The sequence below is a fragment of the Paraburkholderia tuberum STM678 genome, assembly GCF_902833905.1.
In the GTDB taxonomy this organism is placed as follows: Bacteria; Pseudomonadota; Gammaproteobacteria; order Burkholderiales; family Burkholderiaceae; genus Paraburkholderia; species Paraburkholderia tuberum.
The window spans coordinates 1-21,596 of record NZ_CADFGP010000029.1 but is presented as its reverse complement, the minus strand read 5'-3'; the positions used below and the strand labels follow the sequence as shown (position 1 = coordinate 21,596).

Here is a 21,596-nt window from a genome sequence, read left to right as displayed (position 1 = left end):
GTCACGCTGCCTTGCGCTCGGTCGTAGCCAGTTGCGCCATTTCGTAGAGTCGCCGAAGCGCCAGTTCTCGCAGCTGCACACGCAGTCGAAAGGTGGGCGTGTAGGTCGCAGCCGCCTCGTCTTCCGCGTCGCGGTCAAGCCGAGCAAGGCCGTTCTGCGCCATCTGGTTCAGCGCAATCTTGACGACGCCGACAACCGAGGCATGCGACGCTCGCTGACCGGACGGGATTGCTACTGGAAGTGCTGAAATCGTCTCCCAGCCGGGAACAAGCTCAGATGGAATGTCCGGCGGAAGGTCAGATGTCTCCTTCAGGCGCCGCGCTAGCGCGTAGAGTGTATCGCGGCAGGTGGCCACAGACGCTGGGGGCGGGGAGTAGTTGTCGTCGTCCAATCCATCAGTCGTAGGGAAGAAGACTGCGGCGATGGCGATGTGGGCAAGTACAAGTGCGGCCTTCTGGTCTGGAGTCATGCCGCTGCGGATATCCGTGAGGCGCACTGCGAAGCGGCTATCCTTGGAGGCCGGAACTACAATGAGCCCACGCTGCTCGCTCAAGTCGAGAATCTGCAGTTCCATGCCGGCCGCGACATCCTCGACGTATCGTCTGAATGTCGGGTCCGCCCTGCACAGGGCAAGTAGTTCGCGGTACTCCGAGTCATTGATGGGCGACAACGTTGTGTGCAGCGCCTTGTAGGTCAGTCGCGCGGCGTTGCGCACGGTAGGTTCTGCATTCATTCTGACTCTCCCTGGGGAACGAACTCGAGAGCGCTGCCCTGAGCGATGTCGAGGTGGAAGGTGTCTCCCGTGAGTTCGACGCTCACGTTCTTGAACTCGCTCTCAGACCGCGCGAACGAACGGAACAGGATGAGAACGAGGCACCGCCGCGTCGTCCGGTCTAGGCCCTCGTCCTCGTCGGTATCCAGCAACTGGTCGATACGCAGCCGTTGGCCGGCGGAGAGCTTGCCTGCCAGCCGTTGGCGCGTTGTACAAGTTCCTTCGAAAACTGGTCGGGCAGGGGTTCAAGCTTCTCAATCGAGCCTGGGTCAGTCTCGACCTCTGCATCTTCCCCACGCTGCTCTAGTAGCAGGGCGAACACCGAGTTCAGGTCGTACACCCTCGACCACACCGGTGGGTATAGCGCACTGATGAAGATGTCCGCCTCTGCCGAGAGTACCTGGGTCGGAAGGTTGACGAGTTGCGGAAGGAGTTGCGGCTCAAGGTCCGGGAGACCGGTGGGCTTGCGTGCACGGAAGACCGCGCGCTGCGCTTCGATGAAACGCTCGGGCGCTACGTTGATATCAGTGACAAGCTGTAGTCGGATGAGGCTGGCGCTACGGATGGTTTCCTTCAGCTGTACGAGACTCTCGCGCGTCTTCGGTTCATCGGCGCCAAGCAGGGCCTCGCCAACGGCTTCCTCCATCCGAGCGTCCTCGGCTTGGCGCTGACGAACGTGCGTCCGCGCCTCGTCGAGCCGCCCGGCCATGTCGCGGCTCCAGTTGACGCTGCCTGGCGCGCGATAGGCCTGGTAGAGGCGATCACGAATGAGCTGGCGGTACTCGATGGATAGCTTGCGCGCACGACGTGCGATTTCCAGAGCTGCATCGAAGCGCCCGCGCTGGACCAGAAGGTCCAGCATCTTTTCCAGCAGTTCCTGGGAGTCCTCCGGCGAGAGATCCAACATTCCGAGGTAGACCAGATAGCCTTCCGCCGTTGGGCGGTACCGATATACATCTTCGGCGTCGGGCTCGAACCGTACAAGGCGGAACTGAATGCTGTTGGTGCTCCCGCTTAGGGCATCAAAATACTCGAAGCTGAACTCGCGATGGTTGTTGGCCTTGTTGTCCAGTGCATCAAGGATGACCTCCGCCACGCGCCGAGCCTGAGGCGCCGAGAGTGTCGGTTTCATCCGTATTGCGACGTCGGCAAGATGCGTCAGGATTTCTGTCGAGGTACTACCACTGGAAACCGTGGTGGCTTCCATCATCTGATCGAGTGCTGACAATGCAAGGTAATGCGTGTCGATACTCTGGAAGAGGCTGCGGTCTGAACTGCTTTCGTCCCCGAGCATCATCTTATAGCGCTCAAGCTGGAATACCGGGCGAAGTAGCAGAAGGTTGCGCTGTTGCCGGGACAGGTCGAGCAGGCCAAAGCCGCCTAACGTTGTCAGCGTGGCGGCAAGGGCGGTGGTTGTCGCTTGGCCATCCATCAGGACCCTATCCGTATTTTCAATGAAATAAATTTGAAAGGTCATCATACTACCGCAATTGTTACCAGATTTTGCCGAGCTTTGCGACGAGTATGACGGTACCGATTACCGTATCTTTCACGAATTATCTTGAAATATCGGCTCTTCGCGGTTTATGAAATGGCTTGGCCCTTGATCATCCTCCGTAGTTCATCGTAGGCGATTGGTGTTATCTTCGTGATACATTATTGGATGTAAAGACTTACGAAGGTTGCAAATGCCGACTCCTCACGCTCCTTCTGCCGGCGTCCGGCGGGCGCTGCGCAAATTGGGCGCCGATATTCACGACGCGCGTCGTCGCCGCCGGTTGACCATGGCGGTGATTGCCGAACGGGCTTTTACGTCCAGAGCGACTTTGCAGCGCGTCGAAGCGGGTGATCCGGGCGTGAGCATCGGCATCTATGCGGCCGTGTTGCAGGCGCTTGGTCTACTGGGCGGGCTGTTGGAGATCGCCGATGTGGCCCGGGATACGGTAGGGCAGTCGCTGGCAACTGCGGCATTGCCTCAGCGCGTCCGGTTGCCCCGAGGCGGAGGAAGGGGTGACCATGACTGATGTCGAGGTATATATCGATCTCGACGGCACGTCGCGACCGGTAGGGCTACTCAGGCGCCATACATCGCGCCGGGAAGAAACGGTCACGTTCGAATACGACGAGACCTGGCTGGCCGACGACGAGCGCTTCTCGATTGAGCCGGCACTGGCGTTGACGCGCGGTGTCTTCCCGCCGCCGCCTGATCAACCCATCTTTGGTTCGATTGGCGATTCGGCGCCCGATACGTGGGGGCGCCGCCTCATGCAGCGCGCGGAGCGTCGACAGGCCGAGCGGGAAGGCCGGCGTGTCCGGACGCTTGGTGAACTTGATTATCTGCTGGGCGTAGCAGATGAAACACGCCTGGGTGCGCTGCGATTCCGCTGGAGCGGAGAAGATGAATTCCAGGCGCCCGTGCCCGCCGGTGTCCCCGCGCTGATCGCATTGGGACGGCTGCTTCAAATCACCGAGCGCATCCTGCGGGACGAAGAAACCGATGAGGATCTGCAACTGATCTTCGCGCCCGGATCATCACTCGGCGGCGCACGTCCCAAGGCATCGATCATCGACCAGTACGGCCATTTGTCGATTGCCAAGTTTCCGAAGGAGACCGACGACTACAGCATCGAGACCTGGGAGGAAGTCGCCCTGCGATTGGCTGAACGTGCTGGTATCTCCACCCCGCATCACGAACTGCTCGAGATAGCGGGCAAGCCTGTGCTGCTGTCGCGTCGCTTCGATCGCGCGGGGAGCAATCGCATTCCCTTCCTCTCGGCCATGTCGATGACGGGATCGCGGGACGGCCAACGCGGCAGTTATCCCGAACTGGTTGACGCACTGGCACAACATGGTGCGAAGGCGCGGGCCGATGCCACGCAGTTGTATCGCCGCGTGGCGTTCAATGTACTGGTCTCCAATGTCGATGACCATCTGCGCAACCACGGTTTCCTGTGGGTGGGGCACGATGGCTGGGTACTGTCACCGGCATATGACCTCAATCCCACGCCAACCGATGTCAAGGCACGCATCCTGACGACCAATATCGATCTCGACGAGGGAACCTGTTCGGTTGGCCTGCTGGAAAACGCCGCGGAGTTCTTTGGTTTGTCGCTGAAACAGGCTCGGTCGACAATTCGGGAGGTGGCCAACGTGACCCGGACATGGCAAGCGGTTGCTCAGGAAGTTGGTTCCAGGCGCGCAGAGATCGCCCGCATGGCGAGTGCCTTCGAGCACGATGACCTTTGCGCCGCATTACGGTTGTGACGGTATCGAGGGCCGCATTCGAACGAGCCTGACGGTACGGTATCAGCGACGGTATTGTGTTCACAAATCGCCTTGGGGCGGCCGGTGTTCGCGATTTTTCAAATGAAGCTGGCGTTGATCCTCCGGTGTGGTTCGACAACAGATCCATCAACTGCTGGGCAGGATTTTCGGTACCGCTGACGGTATCGACGTCGCGTGATCAGGCGGAAACGCCGTCCGCGCAAGGCTCCAGCCCCAGATTGACAATCGAGTGGGAATGAAAATGCGTCCTTCGGGGACTATCGCCAACTATCGAGAAATTGCTGTAACGTATTGATTTATAAATAAATACGTCGCGGCATCTATCGGTGACTATCGCCGGCCAGCAAAAAAGGTTGACGATAAAACTGACGGTAAGAATTGAGGCCGGATTAAGACCTTCCCATTCACTATTCAGACTTTTACCGTCTTTGACGGTAAAAGTCTTCTCAGGAAAGCTTGTTTTACGCGGCTTTCCGGGCATCAACAGGTCTCCTGATCCCTGACGGTAAAAGCCGTCGAAAAACAGGAGGAAAACCTCGATGCTTACTGACGCCCCACTGCGTAATCTGAAGCCTAAGTCCAAGATTTATAAGGCTTCTGACCGGGACGGAATGTACGTGACGGTATCGCCCAGCGGTACCGTCACCTTCCGCTACGATTACCGTTTTAACGGCCGCCGCGAAACGCTGACCATCGGGCGCTATGGCCCTGACGGTATTTCGCAGGCGATGGCGCGCGAACTGCTCTTGGACGCACGGAAAGCCATTCTCAAGGGCATATCGCCCGCGCTCGAAAAGCAGCGCGATAAACGCCGGGTACTTGCTATCAAAACCTTTGGCACGGCGATGGAGACATGGCTGGCCAACGCGAAGTTGGCCGACAGCACCCGCGCCATGCGCAAGCACATCATCGAGCGGGACATCCTGCCGGTTTTCCAGAACCGCCTGCTGACCGAAATCCAGCCTGAAGACCTGCGGGCGTTGTGCAACAGGGTTAAGGAGCGCGGGGCACCCGCCACTGCGGTGCAGATTCGGGACATCGTGAAGCAGGTCTACGTCTACGCCATCGCCCACGGTGAAAAGGTGGACAACCCGGCGAACAGCGTGGGTGCGGCCTCGATCGCCACCTTCGTGCCGAAGGATCGCGCCTTGTCGCCGCTGGAAATCCGGCTGATGGTGCAGCAGATGGAATCGGTGGCAACCTATCCGACGATCAAGCTGGCGCTGCGCCTGATCCTGCTGACACTGGTGCGCAAGAGCGAACTGATCCAGGCCACCTGGGATGAGGTCGATTTCGAGGGCAAGACCCGGACGATTCCGAAGCAGCGGATGAAGGGACGCGATCCGCATGTGGTTTATCTGTCGCGCCAGGCGCTCGACATCTTCGTGACGCTGCACGCCTGCGCGGCCAGCTCAAGGTTCGTTTTTCCCTCCCGTTACGATGCACAGCGTTGCATGTCCAACGCAACCTTGAATCGGGTCACGCAACTCGTGGCGGAGGCGGCAAAAACCAAAGGGCTGCCGCTGCAATCGTTCACGGTCCATGATCTGCGCCGTACCGGCTCGACGCTGCTGAACGAAATCGGCTTCAACCGCGACTGGATCGAGAAGTGCTTGGCGCACGAGGAGGGACGTTCCTTACGCTCGGTCTACAACAAGGCCGAGTACGCCGAGCAGCGGCGCCACATGCTGCAAGAGGATGCGATCGCCGAATCAACGGCATGATGCCGCGTGAGGAACTGCGCGCGGTTGCCGTCGAGCCAGGGTTTCGATGAGTTGTCGGTAGACATTGATCTGGCCTGGTTGCCGGTGCATGACTATGCCGAGGATGCGAAGCTGTTCGCAGAAGCGCTCGTGCGACTGGCCGATGTGTTGCGTGCCCGGCCCCTGCAATTACAGGTGCAGTTGTCGGCAGGTGAGGGCGCTGGCGTCACGCGGTTGGTGGCCAGCCGCGGTCGTGCGCGTGTGCAGATCGAGACAACGCCGGTCATGCGCGGTACGGTGCATCCAGCGCGGAACATGGTGGTGCGCCCGAGGATCGAAGAGGCGTTCGGTTTCGCCTCGGTGCAGGTGCTGGACTTCGCCGACCTCTATGCCGGCAAGCTTGCCGCAGCATTGTCGAGGCAGCATCTGCGCGATCTGTTCGATGTCGGCTTGTTGTTGGAAGACGAACGGGCGGACCAAGTGCTCTGGCGTACCTTTCTTGTCTACATGACCTGTAGTCCCAAGCCTGCCTGGGAGATGCTAGCGCCTCGCGTGCCTGCGGATTTCGCAGCGACCTTCGATGCGCACTTCAAGGGCATGACGGCTGAGCCGATTGAAGTCGAAGTCTTACTAGACATCCATGAGCGCCTGTTGGCACGTGTGGTCGACTGGCTAGATGAGCCGTCGTGTGCGTTCCTACGATCCATTGAGGATCAGCAGCCGGAATTCGACCTGATTGGACTTCCGCATGCGGCCAATTTGCCGGCTGTGCTACGCAAGCTGCATAACTTGGCCCAGCGTACCGACGTCAAGCGTGCGGCGGATCGGACCCTGTTGGAAGAAACACTGGCTCGGATCGTCGGTGCCAGATGAGGCGAGGTGCTTACGCGACGATTCGCGGTTTCTCAGGGGTCTATGAGTTAGGTCAAGGCAGGGATTGCAGTGGATTGTTACGTGCCGAAACTATTGCCCGAGAATGTGGTAGTGCCGGTGCTGAGTGCCACCTTGTGTGTCGAATCTGCGGGCGATGGAGGACGAGGCCCGGGATATACTGTGTGTCCTCTTTTTTACCGAGCCGGTAGGCAATCAAGGACGCCTTACGGACTCGATCCGAGGGGCGGATTCAGCCGTTGGCGGATTGACTGGATCTGCCCGCGTGGGAGGCAATCCGAGGCCCGCTGAACTTCGCATTGTTTGAGCGGGCCGGTCGCACAAATATCACGTCAAGTCATGACCAGCAAACACTCTCCCACCAAGTCACGTCGATCCTCGAAGCTTTCCCGCATCCACGCCCCCGATCACATGTCGCCCGCCGACTGGCAGCGCGCCTTGCGTCGGCAATTCGGGCAAGAGCAAGCGTTCTCGCTGGAGAATCTCGGGACGGAGACGTATTTCTCCGAATTCCGCGTCGGCAATCCGGAGTCGAACTTCAGCTATCGCGTGTCGATTCGTGGGGCCTGCCCGGGCGACAACTTTTGCGACTGTCCCGATTACGCCACCAACGAACTCGGCACCTGCAAGCACATAGAATTTACCTTGTCGCGACTGCTGCGCAAGCGAGGCGCAAAGGCGGCCTTCGCCCGTGGTTATCAGCCCGCATTCTCGGAGCTGTATTTGCGAAACGAGGGAGGGCGAGCGGTCCATTTTCGCGCCGGCGCGGATTGTCCGGCAAAGGTAGCCAAAGCGGCCGCCGCTTTGTTCGACGAGTCTCGGCGATGGCATCTGCCGGAGGACCGTTTCGAAGATCTCGGGCGCTTTCTCTCCAGGGTGGCGAAGGCCGGGCACGAATTGCGCGCCCATGACGACGCGCTCGATTTCATCGCTGGCCGAAACGATGCGGCGCGCCGTGCCAGGATGCTCGACGGGCAGTTTCCGCAAGGAAGGGCGACGCCCTCGCTGAAGAAGCTGCTCAAGGTGCCGCTCTATCCGTACCAGGCCGAAGGCGCATTGTTCGCCGTGCGCGCCGGGCGCGCCTTGATCGGTGACGAAATGGGCCTCGGCAAGACGGTGCAGGCCGTCGCGGCGGCGGAAATCCTGATCCGGCATTTTGGCGTATCGAAAGTGCTGGTGATTTGCCCGACTTCGCTCAAGTATCAGTGGCAGAGCGAGATCACGCGGTTCTCCGGCCACGCTTCGAGGGTAGTCGCGGGCGGCCTTGCCCAGAGGCGGGGCGAATATGCGGCCCAGAATCTCTACAAGATCACCAACTATGAAAAGCTGAAATCGGACCTTGACATGATTTCCGCGTGGGCGCCGGAGCTGGTCATCGTCGACGAGGCGCAGCGCATCAAGAACTGGAACACCATTGCGGCGAAGGCTCTCAAGCGAATCGACAGCCCCTATGCCGTCGTGCTGACGGGAACGCCTCTCGAAAACAAGCTGGAGGAACTCGTTTCCATCGTTCAATTCGTCGACCAGCACCGTCTCGGGCCCACGTGGAAGCTGCTGCACGAACATCAGGTCAAGGACGAGGCGGGACGCGTGACGGGATACACGGGCCTCGAGAAGATCAGCCAGACCCTGGCACCGATCATGATACGGCGTCGCAAGTCCGAGGTGCTGCTGCAGTTGCCCGGGCGCACCGACCAGAATCTGCTGGTGCCCATGACCGAGCTGCAGATGGCGTATCACACGGAAAACGCGGACATCGTGGCCAAAATCGTCCGGCGCTGGCGTAACACCAGGTTTCTGTCGGATCAGGACCAGCGGCGCCTCACCTGTGCTTTGCAGAACATGCGCATGTCGTGCAACAGCACCTATCTGCTGGACCAGGAAACCGATCATGGCGTGAAGGCCGACGAGCTGGCGACATTGTTCGAGTCGCTTTTCACGCAGCCGGACGAGAAAGTCGTGGTGTTCAGTCAATGGACGCGCACGCATGAGATAGTCATTCGCCGGCTCAAGAAGCTCGGCATCGGCTACGTCAGCTTCCATGGCGGCGTGCCGTCGGAAAATCGGCCCGCGCTGGTGCAGCGCTTTCGGGACGATTCGGACTGTCGGGTATTTCTGTCGACGGACGCAGGTAGCACGGGGCTCAACCTCCAGCACGCATCGACGCTCGTGAACATGGATCTGCCGTGGAACCCGGCGGTGCTGGAACAGCGCATCGCGCGCATCTATCGGTTGGGCCAGAAAAAGCCGGTACAAGTCGTCAATTACATCGCGAAGGGAACGATCGAGGAGGGCATGCTGTCGGTGCTGGCTTTCAAGCGCTCGCTGGCGGAAGGCATCCTCGATGGCGGCGCCAGCGAAATTCTGCTCGGTGGTTCGCGCCTGACCCGCTTCATGAAGGATGTCGAAAACGTCGCGGGGCGCATGGGAGAGAGCGAGGTCATGGCCGCGGCGGAGGAAGCCGCGAGCGGCGCAGTCGTGTCCGGCGACGCGGCGCGTGACGCGAGCGTCGTGGAAACCGACCTCGCCGGTACCGGAGAGCGGCCTCAAGCTTCGACCATCGATACAGCGCAACGAGGCGCGTCCTTCGAACCGTGGTCAGGGTTGCTGCAGTTCGGCGCGGCGCTGGCGTCGGCGTTGAATGAGCCGGGCGATGGCGCGGTTGCTGCACACCCGTGGGTCGAGCGCGATGCCGTGACGGGCGCGCGAAGTCTCAGGTTGCCGCTGCCATCTCCCGAGACGGCAAGACGACTGGCTGAGGCGCTGTCGACGATCTCGGATGCTCTGCTGCGCAACGGCAGCGCAAACTAAAGTCGCTGAACGTGGGAGTTGGGGCAGGGATCTTCGAGGCGGCCTGCTTCGAGTCGTATTCGAGTTGTACCTGGCGGTGAGATGGGGAAGTCCTAAGCGCAAGCCCGCTCTTCGAGCGCCGCCCTGACCCACCCGAATCCCACGCGCTCCTGCTCGAGCCGCAATCCATGGCGAATCCGGTTGTCGCGGAGGTCATCGAAGAGTTCCCGCTCTTTGGCAGTGAGCCGCGGCAGATCGCGCGTGACCTGATCGCCTTCTTCTCCCCAGAACGCTTCATGCGCCACCAGCGTCGCGCGGTCCATCAAGAACGATCCAACATGCGGGAACCGGCTGCGCAATTGATCGAGAATGGCGAAGCCGTGCGTGTCGATATCGCCCCAGTAGTGGAGCGCACAGTCCGTGAGCCATCGCGCCGGCTCGAGAGCTTCCCAACCGTAGCCCGCCCCGAAGAGCACGATCGACTGCGGAACGTCGGGAAACGCCAAAAAATTTATCTCGTTTTCCGTAATGAACACGTGGCGGCATGGCAGTGTGAGGCGCGCGAAGCTGTCAGCGTCGAGTGCGATGTCGGGCCGGCCCATGCCGGGCAGAACGGCGAGCCTGTCATCGAGCGCGCGAAATCGAATCCGAGGCGGCTTCTCGCGGAACCCGTAGCGAGCAGCGAATTGGGCGGCGGCTGTCCGGCTGCTGTCGATTGACTCCGACGGCAGCACGAGATCGAGCCATTGGGCGAGGACGCCGCGCCGCGCCTCGATGAATTTCGTGTCGACGTTGGCGATTTCGGCTTGGCGAAGATATACGCCCGGCTGCGGATGTGCTTGCAGCCAATCGACGACTGCCAGCAGTCGTTCCCAATCGCCTGCGAATTCGAGTGCTTGCAACGGGCGCTGCGCAAGCCACGTGGTGAGCTTCGGCTGGCGCGAGCGTGTGATTTCGAGCAGCCGCTCGAACTGCGCTGCGTCGCGGCGCTTGCCGGCGACCGCGAGCGCATCGTCCAGACTGTCCACCCAAGCTGCTTGTGGCAAACGCTGCAGGCCGAGAATTCGATGATTGATTTCTCGCCATTCGATGCGTACGCGCGGTGTCGCGGCAATCTCCGCGATCCATGCGCGTACCGCGTCGAAGCGTTCGGCCAATTCGGACGAGCTCGGGCCTTTTATCGTCAGACGTAGCGGAAACAGCCCCTCGGTGCCGTCTACGAGGCTCCGCAGCCATTCGCCACGCTCCCATAGGCGCTGGAGGCGAACGCGCAGTTCGGCGGTCGTCGTCCAATTCATTGCTCGAACTCCGCCTTGCGCGCGCGGTACTCCTCGATCGACAGGTTGCGCAGCTTCGAGGCGCGTCCGCCCTCGTTCTGAACGAATCCGACGCTCGAAACGAACGGCTCGATGATGTGAATCTTCTGCAGCGGCGTGACGATCAGCAGTTGCAGGTTCAGTTTTTGAAACAATGTGAGACCGTATTGCGCCGATTCGTCGGAGCCTCGTCCAAACGCCTCGTCGATGACGACGAAGCGGAACGATCGAGAACGCACGGCGCCCCATTCGAGGCCGAACTGATAGGCGAGACTCGCGGCAAGGATCGTATAGGCGAGCTTTTCCTTCTGGCCGCCCGATTTACCGCCCGAGTCCGAATAGTGCTCGTATTCGCTGTCGTCCTCACGCCAACGCTCGCTGGCGGCGAACAGAAACCAGTTGCGCACGTCGGTCACTTTGGCGCGCCAGCGCCGGTCCTGCTCGGTCAACCCTTCGCGGCCGCGGAAGCGGTCAATGATCCGTTTGACTTGCAGGAACTTGGTCTCCGAGTATTGGCTATCGTCCGAGCCGGTGAGTTCGCCCTCGGTGCAAGCACGCAGGTCGCTCTGGAATTCGCGGATCTCCGCGTCGGGGCTGGACTGACTCTCGAGCACGATGTATCGGCCCGCGTTGTAGTCGATTTGTCGCAACGATTCGTTGATGCGTTCGATACGTTCCTTGATCGTTTGCCGTTCGCGGGCGAGCTGGGCGTGGAAGTTGGCGATCTCGTTGATCGTATTGACGTTGAGCAGCTCTTTGAAACGCGCTTCGAAGCGCGGCAGATCGTCCGCTTGCAGCCGCGCGAGCATGTCACGGTACTCTGAGGTCGCGTCGAGGCTCGCATCGAAGTCGGCCGTTTCGAGCTTGTAGGCATCCTTGAAGGCCGCCATGGCCTTGACGATTTTTTCGGCAAGGCGGCCGAGCGACTTCGTTTCGTTGTCGATACGGGTTGTCAACGCCTCTCGCACGTCCCGCTCGCGGTTGTCGCATGACTCGACGGAAAGCTGGTGTTCGCCGAGAATCTCCGCTCGCAGCGCCTCGATTCGCTCGGCAAGTTCGGCATTCACTTGCGCAACGAGCGCGTGCGTCTCGTCGCGCAACGTTTGCGCTGCCTCCCGCCTGGCCAGGATACCGCCCAGTTCCGAGTCGGTTTCCGAGATCGCCGCTTCACTCTCTGTCAACGACGCTTGCGCCGAGTCCAATTGGGCCGTTAGCTCCGCGAGGGCGTCGCTTGCCGCTTCGAGGCGGGCTTTTTCGTCTGCCAGACGGGCGATCGCGGTCGCGCAGCTTCCCCAGTCGATGTCGCGGAAGTCGACGAACTCGCCGATGCGCGCAAGCGCTTCGAGCTGCTCGCGCACCTTCGCGTGCTCGCTTTGAGCTTCTCCAAGCTTCTGTCCGATCTCACCAAGCCGAACCTCGAGCGCTCGCCGTTGTGCTTCGAGGGCGGCAATTTTGGCCGTGTTGCTCCAACCCAGCACGTAGCGGCTGCGATCGTCAAGCGCGCGGCGGTCGTCTTTTTCGTGGCGCTCGCCAAGCGCTTTCGCCTGGCCCGCACGCGTGATCGCGCGCATTTCGCGCCGAAACTGCTCCTGCGTATCGCAGCATGCATAGTCGAACCGGCGGCCGATTTCGCGCTCGAGCCAGCCATAGAACAGCGAATCGGGCTTGATCGCGAGCTTGTGCGCAAGCGAGTGGCGGTGTAGCTCGATGGCCTCGGCTGCACGCGCGGCGCGTTCAGAGCGCACGCGAAAGTAGACGAGCCGCCCCCGGAGATGAGTGCGATCGACCCACGCCGAGACGTTCGCATAGTGCTCGTCGGGCACGAGCAGCGACAGGCCGAAGTTGCGCAGGACGCGCTCGGCGGCGCCCTCCCAATCGCGCGCATCCTCTTGCACCTGAATGAGTTCGCCGGCGAACGGCAGGGCGTCTTCCTCCAGACCGAGCGACGAGCATAGGCTCGCCCGCATCGCGACTTGTTCCTTCGGGATGTTGTTACGTCGAGATTTCAGGCTCGCGATTTCGTCCTCTAGCAGATCACGCTGCGCTTTCCCTTCGCGAAAGGCCACGCTCCATTCGGTAATCGCATTTTGCTCTTGCGCTTCGTCGTCGACGAGCGAGCTGCGCCGCTCGGCCAGACGTTGGCGTTGGGAAGTGAATGCGGCCTCATCCGTGGCCTCGGTTTCGCCGAGCAGCGTAACGATGGTGGCATAGCGTTGCGCGCGTTCGCGGCGACGCGCGCTTTCTCGCTCGTGCTGGCGGATTTCGACCTCGAGCTGCGCGATGCGATCGCCGCCTTGTTCGGCCACGGCGCGGCGCAAATCGTCCACGCGCTGGCGCGCCTGATCGCGCGTTTCTTCGTGCCGCGCCTTGCGTGATATTGCACGCGCGTGATCCTCGTCGAGCAATTGGAGGCGGCGCTCGATAAGGCCGAGCTTGAGCCCGGCGAAGTAGGGTTTCAGTGCTTCACGGCACGCTCGCCAGCCTTCGAGAACGTGTCCTTGCTCGCTGTGGCGATCGCAGTCGTCGACGAGCGGTGTCAGCAGTTCCACCTGGCGCTTGGCTTTCAGTACCGCCTCGTGCGCGCGATTCAGATCGTCGAAGTGAGTGATCAGTGCGTCGACGCGCGGTGCAACGTCGAACGGCTCAAGCATGTGGCTGCGTACGAAGTCGGTGAGATTGCCCACCGATTTCATCGATACCGTTTGATGGAAGAGCTCGAGCGCTTGCTCGTTTTCGATTCCAAAGCGCCGCCGGAACCAGGCGCTGTATTTCGGAAAGGTGTCCTCGATTTCGGCACCCAGCCCGCGCAGCTTTTTGCGCAACTGTGCGATGTCGGTGCCGAAGCGCGAGAAGTCAGCGGCGATCGAGAGGTCGCGTTCGGCACAGACGAAGAATCGCGCGGGTTGAGCGTGTGCGTCTTTCATCCAGAACACCTGCGCGAGTGTGACTGTGGCATCGTACCCGGCGTTACGAAACACGCCCAAAACCACCGAATAGCTGTTATGGTCGCGCAGGCTCACGGGCTTGGCCGTCCCCGTGACCTCGTTGCGCTCCGACTTGTAGTAGCCAAGCACATACGAGCGTAACGTACGTTCCTTGCTGTCCGCGCCTGCCGCCTTGTTGTAGGCGATGCGCTGCGCGGGCACGAGGAGGGTGGTGATGGCGTCGACGAGCGTCGACTTGCCGGAGCCGATGTCTCCTGTCAGCAGGCCGTTGCGGCCATCGACCCGCAGCACCCAGACTCGTTGGTCGAAGGTTCCCCAATTGAAAACCTCGAGCCGCTCGAGGCGAAAGCCCGTCAGGGCGTCGTCGACGGCAAAATCGAGGCCGAGCGTACGCGGCTCATTCATCGCGACTCTCCTGTTGGTCAGAAACCGTCGAATCTTGAAGGTGGTGCGCCCGATAGCTCGCGAGCCGCGCGTCGAAATCGAGCAGCCATTGCGCATCGACGAACGCCTTGAGAATGCGCCGCACCTCGAATGTGGGCGGTCCGCTCGTGGTCTTCATCCGGCGTAGGAAGCCGAGCTCGACGATCTTGTTCACGTGTGTATCGATTTGATCGACCAGGCGCGCCTCGTTGGTGCTCGCGGGAAGGAATACGCGTACGAGCTCGACGATGTCCTCGCGCGCAAGGACGAGCCGCGTGTCGCCGCCGCCAGCATCCCATTCCGCCAGCTTCTTTCGCAGCAGCGCGAGCAGCAGGCTCACGGGGAACGAGAGTGGACGCCGGGCAACGAGCCGGGGTAGCTTAGCCTGTTCCCCATCGACTTCAGCGTCATGCGCGGCGCGGCTTTTTACGAAGGCGTAGCCTTCCGCCTCGTCCACGACGAGCTCGAGGCCAAGCACGGCGACGTAGTCGCGCGCGTGCGTCTGCAATTCGAGCAGTGCGGCCCAGAGGCGCTCGTTTCCATCACGATAAACCACGCCCTTGAGCAGCGCGATGGCAACTGTCGACAAATCGCCTCGACCAGGCGACGAGGCTTGCTGTTCTTCCGTCATCTCTACCTTGTGAAAATCACACGCGGCATCGTCGTGCGCTTAATGATTGGTGTTCCGTTGGCGTCGTTCGCCTGCCACTCGATCGTATCGGAAATGGTCTCGTCGACGGTCGCGCGAAATGATCCAGCTTCGGCGCTCAGTTGCAAATAGGCGACGAGCTCGGCGAGCCCATGCTCGAGAGGCTGCGAAGCGGTCAGTTCGGCAAGCGTCACTTGCGCCCGATCTTGCAGGCATCGGCGGATATGGCCTGCGAGGCGCGCGCGATCGACGACGATCTGCATGTAGAGTGCCGAGGCATCGAGGTTCGCCTCACCGGTTTCGATTGAGACGTTGGCAATGAGAGGGCGCAGCGCCGGCGCGTAAAGCGGGCGTTCCATCGGCAGCTCGATGTCAGTGGATGCGGTCTCGATCTCCATGACGGAGCCTGGTGGGGGCGCTTCGCGCAGCGCAAGCGCTTTCGTTTCGATACCGCGCAGAATGTCCATGATGCGGCGGTTTTCGAGCCACGCTTGATCGTCGAGGAAGCGTCGAAGCTGCTGCGAGAGCTGAGCTACCGTGCGCTGCGTATGCTCGCCGGCTTCCAGCCAGTCATAGTGGACGCGCTGCGTGCGCGCGTCGGGCCTCATTTCCATGACCGCCGGCAGCGCCAGCACGCGCTCGAGCCGTTTCGAGAGTTCCTCTTGACGGCGGCTCGACATCAGGAAGTCCCAAAACGCCCGGAAGCTGCTGCCCTGGTCCGAATCGGCGATCGCGTCGCGCTCGCCCATGATTTCCTCGATGAGCGCACCCTTCGATCCTTCCCAGAGCGCGATTCGCTCGCGCACATGTCGGTCCAGCAGCCGAAAGTTTTGTTCGACTTCACGGAAATCCGTGAGCAGGTCGCGCGCCATCTGCATGAATTGCTGAAAGCGGTCCTTGAGCGCGGCATCGTCGAGCAGCCGAACGTCACCGGCCTCCACGCGGGCGATTTCTTCGTCGATCTGGCCGCGCCGCGTGTGGAGCTCGGCAAGACGCTTTTCGGGGTCCGCCTCGCTGCCTTCGCCCATCTGCCGCAGCAGCTCGAAAAGTGTCAAGAGCCTCGATTCCGTGCCGACAAAGCTGCGTTCCGTCAGCGTGCCGAGCCACGCGATCGCTTTCTCCGTGGCGGGTGTCAGGTCGAACTGCGGTTCATCGGAACCTTGGCGATAGTACTTGCGCAACCATCCCTTTTCAGGGCTGGCCCAGTCGTTCAGATACTCGAGCGCCGGCTTCGGGAAGGCGTCATCGCCGAGTTGTTCGCGCAACGCGTAAAGCTCATCTTCGAGTGCTTCGGCAAGAAACGGAGCCGCCACCACGCGCACGTTTGGCGCGACGAACACGCGGTGCAGGAAGCTGACGGCGAGCGGCGCGTGGTCGGAGCGTAACAGGCGCCAAGCGGGATGGCGCGTGCGCAGCGCATCGAGGGTAGGGTAGTCGAGGGGCATCGGTGCGAGATGACGGGTTCGGCACCCCTGAGGAGATCGCCGAACTTTGGCTCAAAAGGCCAGTATCCTACTCCGACTGTCATCCCAATTTTGCAAGGCTCCGCTCTGGAATGAGTCTCACGGTGTTTCTGGCGGTGTACGTGGGCGCCCGCGCAGGGGTTCGCTCACGGTATCGACGACGGTATCGGATCGGCTTCAGATGCTCGGTCTTGCTGGCTTTTTAAACGGAGCGGGTGCCGATTGTCCAATGCCGTGCAATGGAAGCCATTAACTGCCGAGCCAGAATTTCGGTATGACTGACGGTATCGACGCCGCGTGACCAGGCGGAAACGCCGTTCTTACAAGGCTCCAGCCGGCTGATTGACGATCGGGTGGGCGTGATTGGACGTCCCGCACGTACCGGCACGATCGGAGGACCTGATGCGCCGGAATACGCTGGCAATTGTTCTCGCAACGACACCTCGCCCTTGCACCGCGCGCGACGACTACCGCGGCGCTCGCGCGATCAGCTCGTCGAGCAGCGCCGCGTAGGTGGCGACCAGCTGACGGTTCCCGGCAGGTAGCTGCCGCCGCGACTCGCGTCAGAACCCGAAGACCCGCAGCGCGTTGTTGCCGCGGATCGCGTCGCATTGCTCCTTCGGCAGACGCGCGGTGTTGGCGAACGCGCCGCGAATGTCGTACACCTGATGCGGCCAGTCGGTCCCGAACATCACGCGATCCGCGCCGACCACCGAGACGAGAAATTCGAGCGACGCCGGGCTATACGTGATGCAGTCGTAGTAGATATGGCGCAGATAATCGATCGGCTTGCGCTTCATCTTGCGACGTTGCGGGATCTCGACCTCGTTGCCTTTCTCGAAGCGGCCCGCCAGATAAGGCAACGCGCCGCCCGCATCTGACGCGATGAGCTTCAGATCCGGATACTGATCGAAGAAGCCTTCGAAGATCATCCGCGTGATGGCGAGCGTCGTGTCGAGAACAACTCGCGCGGATAGTGCATCACGACGCGCGAGAACGGCACCTTCACGCGCGCGCCGAGCTTCTGGAACGCCTCGGTTTCGGGCAGGTTGCGGCGGATATAGAAGCCGACCGGGCCGATCAGCAGACCAAGCAGGAACGGAATGCGCCATGCCCACGACTCGAGCGCCTCATGCGTGAACAGATGCGTGAGCGCGCTGCCCATCGCGACCGCGCATGAAATCCTGCCGACCGTCGAGCGGATGCTGCGTGATCTCGAGTCGATCCGGTCGAGCGTGAAGGAGCTGGCCGGGCGCGAGCGCGGTCGGCTGCGCTTCGCGGCGACGCCGTCGATCGCGGCGACGCCGTCGATCGCGGCGGCGATCGTGCCGAAACTGCTCGCCGAATATCGCGCGCTGTACCCGAATATCGAGGTCTCGGTCGACGACGCCGCGCCCGATCGCCTGACCGCGTCGACGCTGACGGGCGACGTCGAGTTCGGCATCGGCACGATCAGCGAGCGCCCCGACGGCATCACGCTGCAATGCCTCGCGCGCGACAACTTGTGCGCGATCTGCCGCAAGGATTCGGCACTCGCGAAAAAGCGGCGTGTGAGCTGGAAGGATGCGCTGCAGTATCCGTGGATCGGCATCAAGTCGACGAGCGGCATCCGCAAGTTGATCGACGAAACGTTGTTCACGCTCGGCATGCGCAAGGCGGTCGAGTACGAAGTGTCCTATATGACGACCGGGCTTTCGATGGTGCAGGCCGGTCTCGGCATCGCGATTTTTCCGGGCATTCTGCTCGGGTCGTTTCCACATCGCGATCTGGTCGCGCGCAGGCTCGAAGCGCCGCTCGTCACACGCGACGTGAATCTGATCCGACGCGCCGAGCATTCGCTGTCGCCGGCGGCCGAGTCGTTTATCGAGCTTTGGTACAAACGCGTCGGCAAGCCGGCCGATCTGTAGCGCGTCGCAGTTGCACACGGTCTGTCGTACTGTATGAATATACAGTATCATGACTGCAATGGGCCGCTTGTGCGGCGGTGTGCGGATCGACGGAAAGAATCATTGAAGGAACGAGGCGCGATGCCTGAACAACTGTGGTTGCCCGGGCTCGAGGCGCCGTCCGCGCCCACCGACGGGCTCTTTTTCGCGGTCTATCCCGATGCCAATACCGCGGCCGGTATCGCGAAGTTCGCGCAGCAGCTCTGTGTGGAGGCGCGCGCGCGCAGCGGCGTGCGCGGCAAACCGCTCGCGGCGAACCGCTTGCACGTCACGCTCAGGCATCTCGGCAATTTCGCGGGCGGCTTGCCGGCGGATGTGGTCGAGGCGGCGAAACGGGCGGCCGCGGCGGTCAGCATGGCGCCATTTACGGTCGAATTCGACGCGGTCGCCAGCTTCGCGAAAAGGCCGCGGCTCGGGCCGGCGGTGCTGGTGGGCGAGCACGGTGTGCACGGACTGCAGGCGCTTCACGATGCGCTCGAAGCGGGCTTGCGCGACGACGGCATCGAGCCCGACGCACGTTTTACGCCGCACATGACGTTGGCGTATGGGATGCAGTGGATCGAGCGCCATACGGCCGCGGCGGCGTGCTGGAACGTGCGCGAGTTTGCGCTGATGCACAGCCTGCTGGGACGGACCAGACATATCGTCCTCGCGCGTTGGCCGTTGGTGGGGCCGAGCTGAGGGAGGGGCGTAGGCCACCTCGGTAACGAATTCGCGGCTGTTTCGCGAGGCGCCGGCTAGAACCGCACGCTTGTCCCGCAGCCCCCGGCATAGGCGCCGCCGCTCGCCGCGGCGCCGCCGCAAAAAACGCCGCAGCCGGAAAGCAGCGCGGCCGCGGTAATCGCCGCCAGCGCGCTACGCACGCCGATCCGCCGAGACGCTTGCTGGCCCCCTCGCACTGGCTGCGCGGCGCACATCGGATGCGGTTCCGCGACGGGAAGAGCACTGGGACGGCCGATCGGTTTGAATGGCATGGCGGCGTCAAATTCGACGAGAGGGAACCTCTGCGTGCCGCGCCGGTTAAGCGCCGCGCGCGTTGTGCGACTTGATGACTTACTCTAAGTCCACGCTGAAGCACCGTCAAATGCCGGGTTGCCGGCAAATCGGCGCCTTTTATGCCGTCAAGTGAGCACGGAGCGTCCGTGCGCTCCCTGATAGAATGCTCGGGCCGCAACGTTGTGGATTGCAGATGAAATTGCTTGATGCGCTTGTCGAACAGCGTATTGCCGCCGCCGCGCGCGGAGAGTTCGACGACTTGCCGGGAGCGGGCGCGCCGCTAGCCTTCGACGACGATGCGTTGGTGCCGGAAGAGGTGCGCGTCGCCAACCGGATTCTGAAAAATGCGGGCTTCGTGCCGCCCGCCGTCGAGCAGCTTCGCGCGTTGCGCGATCTGCAAACGGAGCTGAATGCCGTGAGCGATCAGCCGACCCGTTGCCGTCTCCAGGCGCGCATGCTCGCGCTCGATATGGCGCTCGAATCGCTGCGCGGCGGCCCGATGGTCCTGCCGCGCGAATATTGCCGCCGCATCGCGGAGCGTCTCTCGGAGCGCGTGGGCAATGTCGATGTAGCCGCCGCGGGTTCGCAGTGAACGAGCCGCTCCCGTGTGCCGCCTCGATCGGCTCTTCTGCACAAGCCGAGGCCGGTGAGAAATCCGTTGGCGCTTGCATCGGCGCGGTCTTCGCACCGGCGGCTGATCACCCGATGGCCGCTGCCGCCATCCCTCCCGGAAGTTTCGACGCTCCCATCATCTCCGAACGCGACCTGCGCTTCATGACGCTCGCTCAGGCCGCCGCCGAAGAAGCGCGCGCAGCCGGCGAAGTACCGGTCGGCGCGGTGCTCGTGCGCGGCGACGAAGTCATCGCCACGGGCTTCAATCATCCGATCGGCGCGCATGATCCGTCCGCGCACGCCGAAATGGTTGCGCTGCGCGCAGCCGCGCAGTCGCTCCAAAACTACCGTCTGCCGGGTTGCGAACTCTATGTGACGCTCGAGCCTTGCCTGATGTGCGCCGGCGCGATCATGCACGCGCGCATCGCCCGTGTCGTGTTCGGCGCGCGCGATCCAAAAACCGGCGCGTGCGGCAGCGTGGTCGATGCGTTCGCGAATCCTCAGTTGAACCATCACACGACGGTCAGCGGCGGCGTCCTCGAAGCCGAATGCGGTGCCGCGCTCAGGTCGTTTTTTGCCGAGCGGCGTCGGACGGGTCGCGCAGCCCGCGCGGCGGCGCGCGGCGAAACGGCTGAAGCGGCCGTGGACACCGCCACACCCTCCAGCAGCGAACCGCCCCCAACCACGCCGCTCTAAACAACCACGCCCAACGGGTCTCGCCATGACCGCATCTCGCACCATCGAACTGATTGCGCCATCCGGCTATCCGCATGATCCGGAGGTGCTGCATCGCGCGCTGCATCGGCTGCGTGCGCAGGGGCATCGAGTCGACGGCGAGGAGGCCGCGAAGCGCCGCTACCAACGCTTCGCGGGCACCGACGGCGAGCGCGCGGCCGATCTGAACCGGCTCGCCGATCCATCGCGTGAGCTGCCCGATGTCGTGTTGGCCGTGCGCGGCGGCTACGGCGCGGTGCGGATTCTGCACGGTCTCGACTACGAGGGGCTGCAGCGGCGGCTCGCCGATCAGCCGATAGCGCTGGTCGGTCACAGCGACTTCACCGCGATCCAACTGGCGCTGCTCGCGCGCGCCGGCTTGAAGACCTTCGGCGGCCCGATGCTGATGAGTGATTTCGGCGCCGAGCAGCTCAGCGAATTCACGATGCGGCATTTCTGGTCGGCGTTGACGCAGCCGACCATCACGGTCGTGAGCGACACGCCGCAAGCGCAGAGCGTCGACGTAACGGGCACGCTGTGGGGCGGCAATCTGGCGGTGGTGGCGTCGCTTGTCGGCACGCCGTACATGCCGCCGGTGCAGGGCGGCATCCTGTTCGTCGAGGACGTCAACGAGCAGCCGTTCCGCATCGAGCGGATGATCTATCAACTGCATCTGGCCGGCATCCTCGCGCAGCAGAAGGCGCTCGTGCTCGGTGATTTCTCGGGCGGCAAGCCGTACGACTACGACAACGGCTACGACCTGCACGCGATGGTCGAGCAAGTGCGCTCGCTGATCGGCATTCCTGTCGTGACGGGGCTGCAGTTCGGGCACGTTCATAACATGGTGACGCTGCCGGTCGGCGCGGACGCGCATCTGGTCGCCAATGCGCATGGCTTCAGGCTGACGGCGTCGGGCTATCCGAGCATTGGCTGAAGCCGTCGTGGGCGGGGCGGAGGCGGGCGGATCGCCCGCTTTTTTTTGGTGCGCCAGGCATGGCGCGTAGCGCCGTGACTGGCGCTGTCCGACCCGCTGTGGTGGCGAGCCGGATGACTTGGGGGTGAAAGTCCTCTGCACACCCGGCAAGGGGAAG

At 62.3% G+C, this 21,596-nt stretch carries 18 protein-coding genes; 10 read left to right on the top strand and 8 right to left on the bottom strand.

Going from position 1 to position 21,596, the window contains the following annotated elements:
• Position 1: 1 nt before the first annotated feature.
• Together HWY30_RS23795 and HWY30_RS23790 are read right to left on the bottom strand one after the other, a co-directional pair.
• Complete coding sequence (locus HWY30_RS23795; protein ID WP_090800554.1) at positions 2-733, bottom strand: hypothetical protein; 732 nt, start codon at positions 731-733, stop codon at positions 2-4.
• A 160-nt stretch (positions 734-893) separates the two neighbouring features.
• Positions 894-2,252, bottom strand: a complete 1,359-nt coding sequence (locus tag HWY30_RS23790) for a hypothetical protein (RefSeq protein ID WP_244144976.1) — start codon at positions 2,250-2,252, stop codon at positions 894-896.
• 208 nt (positions 2,253-2,460) lie between these two features.
• On the opposite strand from HWY30_RS23790, the gene HWY30_RS23785 reads away from it, so the two are divergent.
• Together HWY30_RS23785 and HWY30_RS23780 are read left to right on the top strand one after the other, a co-directional pair.
• Positions 2,461-2,796 carry a helix-turn-helix domain-containing protein gene (locus tag HWY30_RS23785; protein WP_090800552.1) on the top strand — a complete coding sequence of 112 codons (336 nt, stop codon included), beginning with the start codon at positions 2,461-2,463 and terminating at the stop codon, positions 2,794-2,796.
• Positions 2,789-4,036 (top strand): type II toxin-antitoxin system HipA family toxin, encoded by a 1,248-nt coding sequence (locus HWY30_RS23780; RefSeq protein WP_090800550.1) that lies wholly within the window; start codon positions 2,789-2,791, stop codon positions 4,034-4,036. The genes HWY30_RS23785 and HWY30_RS23780 overlap by 8 nt, the downstream gene beginning before the upstream one ends.
• A gap of 199 nt (positions 4,037-4,235) precedes the next feature.
• On the opposite strand, the gene HWY30_RS23775 is transcribed toward HWY30_RS23780, so the two are convergent.
• Positions 4,236-4,538, bottom strand: a complete 303-nt coding sequence (locus HWY30_RS23775; RefSeq protein WP_167368582.1) for a hypothetical protein — start codon at positions 4,536-4,538, stop codon at positions 4,236-4,238.
• Between the two features lie 58 nt (positions 4,539-4,596).
• Here HWY30_RS23775 and HWY30_RS23770 point away from each other — a divergent pair, with 58 nt between their 5' ends.
• The 3 genes from HWY30_RS23770 to HWY30_RS23760 all read left to right on the top strand — a co-directional run bounded on the left by HWY30_RS23770 (position 4,597) and on the right by HWY30_RS23760 (position 9,462).
• Positions 4,597-5,781 (top strand): tyrosine-type recombinase/integrase, encoded by a 1,185-nt coding sequence (locus tag HWY30_RS23770; RefSeq protein WP_090800549.1) that lies wholly within the window; start codon positions 4,597-4,599, stop codon positions 5,779-5,781.
• Between the two features lie 24 nt (positions 5,782-5,805).
• On the top strand, positions 5,806-6,633 hold the full coding sequence (locus HWY30_RS23765; RefSeq protein WP_244144975.1) for a nucleotidyl transferase AbiEii/AbiGii toxin family protein: 828 nt from the start codon (positions 5,806-5,808) through the stop codon (positions 6,631-6,633).
• A gap of 321 nt (positions 6,634-6,954) precedes the next feature.
• Positions 6,955-9,462: a DEAD/DEAH box helicase gene (locus HWY30_RS23760; protein ID WP_244144974.1), complete on the top strand. Its 2,508-nt coding sequence runs from the start codon at positions 6,955-6,957 to the stop codon at positions 9,460-9,462.
• 92 nt (positions 9,463-9,554) lie between these two features.
• On the opposite strand, the gene HWY30_RS23755 is transcribed toward HWY30_RS23760, so the two are convergent.
• The 5 genes from HWY30_RS23755 to HWY30_RS23735 form a co-directional block, all read right to left on the bottom strand.
• Complete coding sequence (locus HWY30_RS23755; RefSeq protein WP_090800543.1) at positions 9,555-10,739, bottom strand: Wadjet anti-phage system protein JetD domain-containing protein; 1,185 nt, start codon at positions 10,737-10,739, stop codon at positions 9,555-9,557.
• Positions 10,736-14,107 carry an ATP-binding protein gene (locus HWY30_RS23750; protein ID WP_090800541.1) on the bottom strand — a complete coding sequence of 1,124 codons (3,372 nt, stop codon included), beginning with the start codon at positions 14,105-14,107 and terminating at the stop codon, positions 10,736-10,738. Before HWY30_RS23750 ends, HWY30_RS23755 begins: the two co-directional genes overlap by 4 nt.
• Positions 14,100-14,756 (bottom strand): DUF4194 domain-containing protein, encoded by a 657-nt coding sequence (locus tag HWY30_RS23745; protein WP_090800540.1) that lies wholly within the window; start codon positions 14,754-14,756, stop codon positions 14,100-14,102. Before HWY30_RS23745 ends, HWY30_RS23750 begins: the two co-directional genes overlap by 8 nt.
• Before the next feature lie 2 nt (positions 14,757-14,758).
• On the bottom strand, positions 14,759-16,219 hold the full coding sequence (locus tag HWY30_RS23740; protein WP_090800538.1) for a DUF3375 domain-containing protein: 1,461 nt from the start codon (positions 16,217-16,219) through the stop codon (positions 14,759-14,761).
• Positions 16,220-16,800: 581 nt separating this feature from the next.
• Complete coding sequence (locus HWY30_RS23735; protein ID WP_341809940.1) at positions 16,801-17,349, bottom strand: amidohydrolase family protein; 549 nt, start codon at positions 17,347-17,349, stop codon at positions 16,801-16,803.
• A gap of 36 nt (positions 17,350-17,385) precedes the next feature.
• Between HWY30_RS23735 and HWY30_RS23725 the strand changes: the two genes are divergently transcribed.
• The 5 genes from HWY30_RS23725 to ldcA all read left to right on the top strand — a co-directional run bounded on the left by HWY30_RS23725 (position 17,386) and on the right by ldcA (position 21,439).
• Positions 17,386-18,144, top strand: a complete 759-nt coding sequence (locus tag HWY30_RS23725; protein ID WP_167368591.1) for a LysR substrate-binding domain-containing protein — start codon at positions 17,386-17,388, stop codon at positions 18,142-18,144.
• Positions 18,145-18,264: 120 nt separating this feature from the next.
• On the top strand, positions 18,265-18,864 hold the full coding sequence (locus tag HWY30_RS23720) for a 2'-5' RNA ligase family protein (protein WP_090800535.1): 600 nt from the start codon (positions 18,265-18,267) through the stop codon (positions 18,862-18,864).
• 508 nt (positions 18,865-19,372) lie between these two features.
• Positions 19,373-19,771: a DnaJ family domain-containing protein gene (locus HWY30_RS23715; RefSeq protein ID WP_090800532.1), complete on the top strand. Its 399-nt coding sequence runs from the start codon at positions 19,373-19,375 to the stop codon at positions 19,769-19,771.
• Positions 19,768-20,487: a tRNA adenosine(34) deaminase TadA gene (gene tadA, locus HWY30_RS23710; RefSeq protein ID WP_090800531.1), complete on the top strand. Its 720-nt coding sequence runs from the start codon at positions 19,768-19,770 to the stop codon at positions 20,485-20,487. The genes HWY30_RS23715 and tadA overlap by 4 nt, the downstream gene beginning before the upstream one ends.
• Positions 20,488-20,512: 25 nt before the next feature.
• Entirely contained in the window at positions 20,513-21,439 is a 927-nt protein-coding gene (gene ldcA, locus HWY30_RS23705; RefSeq protein WP_090800529.1) for a muramoyltetrapeptide carboxypeptidase, read from the top strand.
• The last annotated feature ends 157 nt before the right edge of the window (positions 21,440-21,596 follow it).

Bases quoted from the DNA above. Each gene is read 5' to 3' on its own strand.
- HWY30_RS23745 (WP_090800540.1), bottom strand. From the start codon at position 14,756: ATGACGGAAGAACAGCAAGCCTCGTCGCCTGGTCGAGGCGATTTGTCG.
- ldcA (WP_090800529.1), top strand. From the start codon at position 20,513: ATGACCGCATCTCGCACCATCGAACTGATTGCGCCATCCGGCTATCCG.
- HWY30_RS23785 (WP_090800552.1), top strand. From the start codon at position 2,461: ATGCCGACTCCTCACGCTCCTTCTGCCGGCGTCCGGCGGGCGCTGCGC.
- HWY30_RS23775 (WP_167368582.1), bottom strand. From the start codon at position 4,538: ATGCCCGGAAAGCCGCGTAAAACAAGCTTTCCTGAGAAGACTTTTACC.
- HWY30_RS23780 (WP_090800550.1), top strand. From the start codon at position 2,789: ATGACTGATGTCGAGGTATATATCGATCTCGACGGCACGTCGCGACCG.
- HWY30_RS23740 (WP_090800538.1), bottom strand. From the start codon at position 16,219: ATGCCCCTCGACTACCCTACCCTCGATGCGCTGCGCACGCGCCATCCC.
- HWY30_RS23715 (WP_090800532.1), top strand. From the start codon at position 19,373: ATGAAATTGCTTGATGCGCTTGTCGAACAGCGTATTGCCGCCGCCGCG.
- HWY30_RS23735 (WP_341809940.1), bottom strand. From the start codon at position 17,349: ATGGCGCATTCCGTTCCTGCTTGGTCTGCTGATCGGCCCGGTCGGCTT.
- HWY30_RS23770 (WP_090800549.1), top strand. From the start codon at position 4,597: ATGCTTACTGACGCCCCACTGCGTAATCTGAAGCCTAAGTCCAAGATT.
- HWY30_RS23755 (WP_090800543.1), bottom strand. From the start codon at position 10,739: ATGAATTGGACGACGACCGCCGAACTGCGCGTTCGCCTCCAGCGCCTA.
- HWY30_RS23720 (WP_090800535.1), top strand. From the start codon at position 18,265: ATGCCTGAACAACTGTGGTTGCCCGGGCTCGAGGCGCCGTCCGCGCCC.
- HWY30_RS23795 (WP_090800554.1), bottom strand. From the start codon at position 733: ATGAATGCAGAACCTACCGTGCGCAACGCCGCGCGACTGACCTACAAG.
- HWY30_RS23750 (WP_090800541.1), bottom strand. From the start codon at position 14,107: ATGAATGAGCCGCGTACGCTCGGCCTCGATTTTGCCGTCGACGACGCC.
- HWY30_RS23790 (WP_244144976.1), bottom strand. From the start codon at position 2,252: ATGATGACCTTTCAAATTTATTTCATTGAAAATACGGATAGGGTCCTG.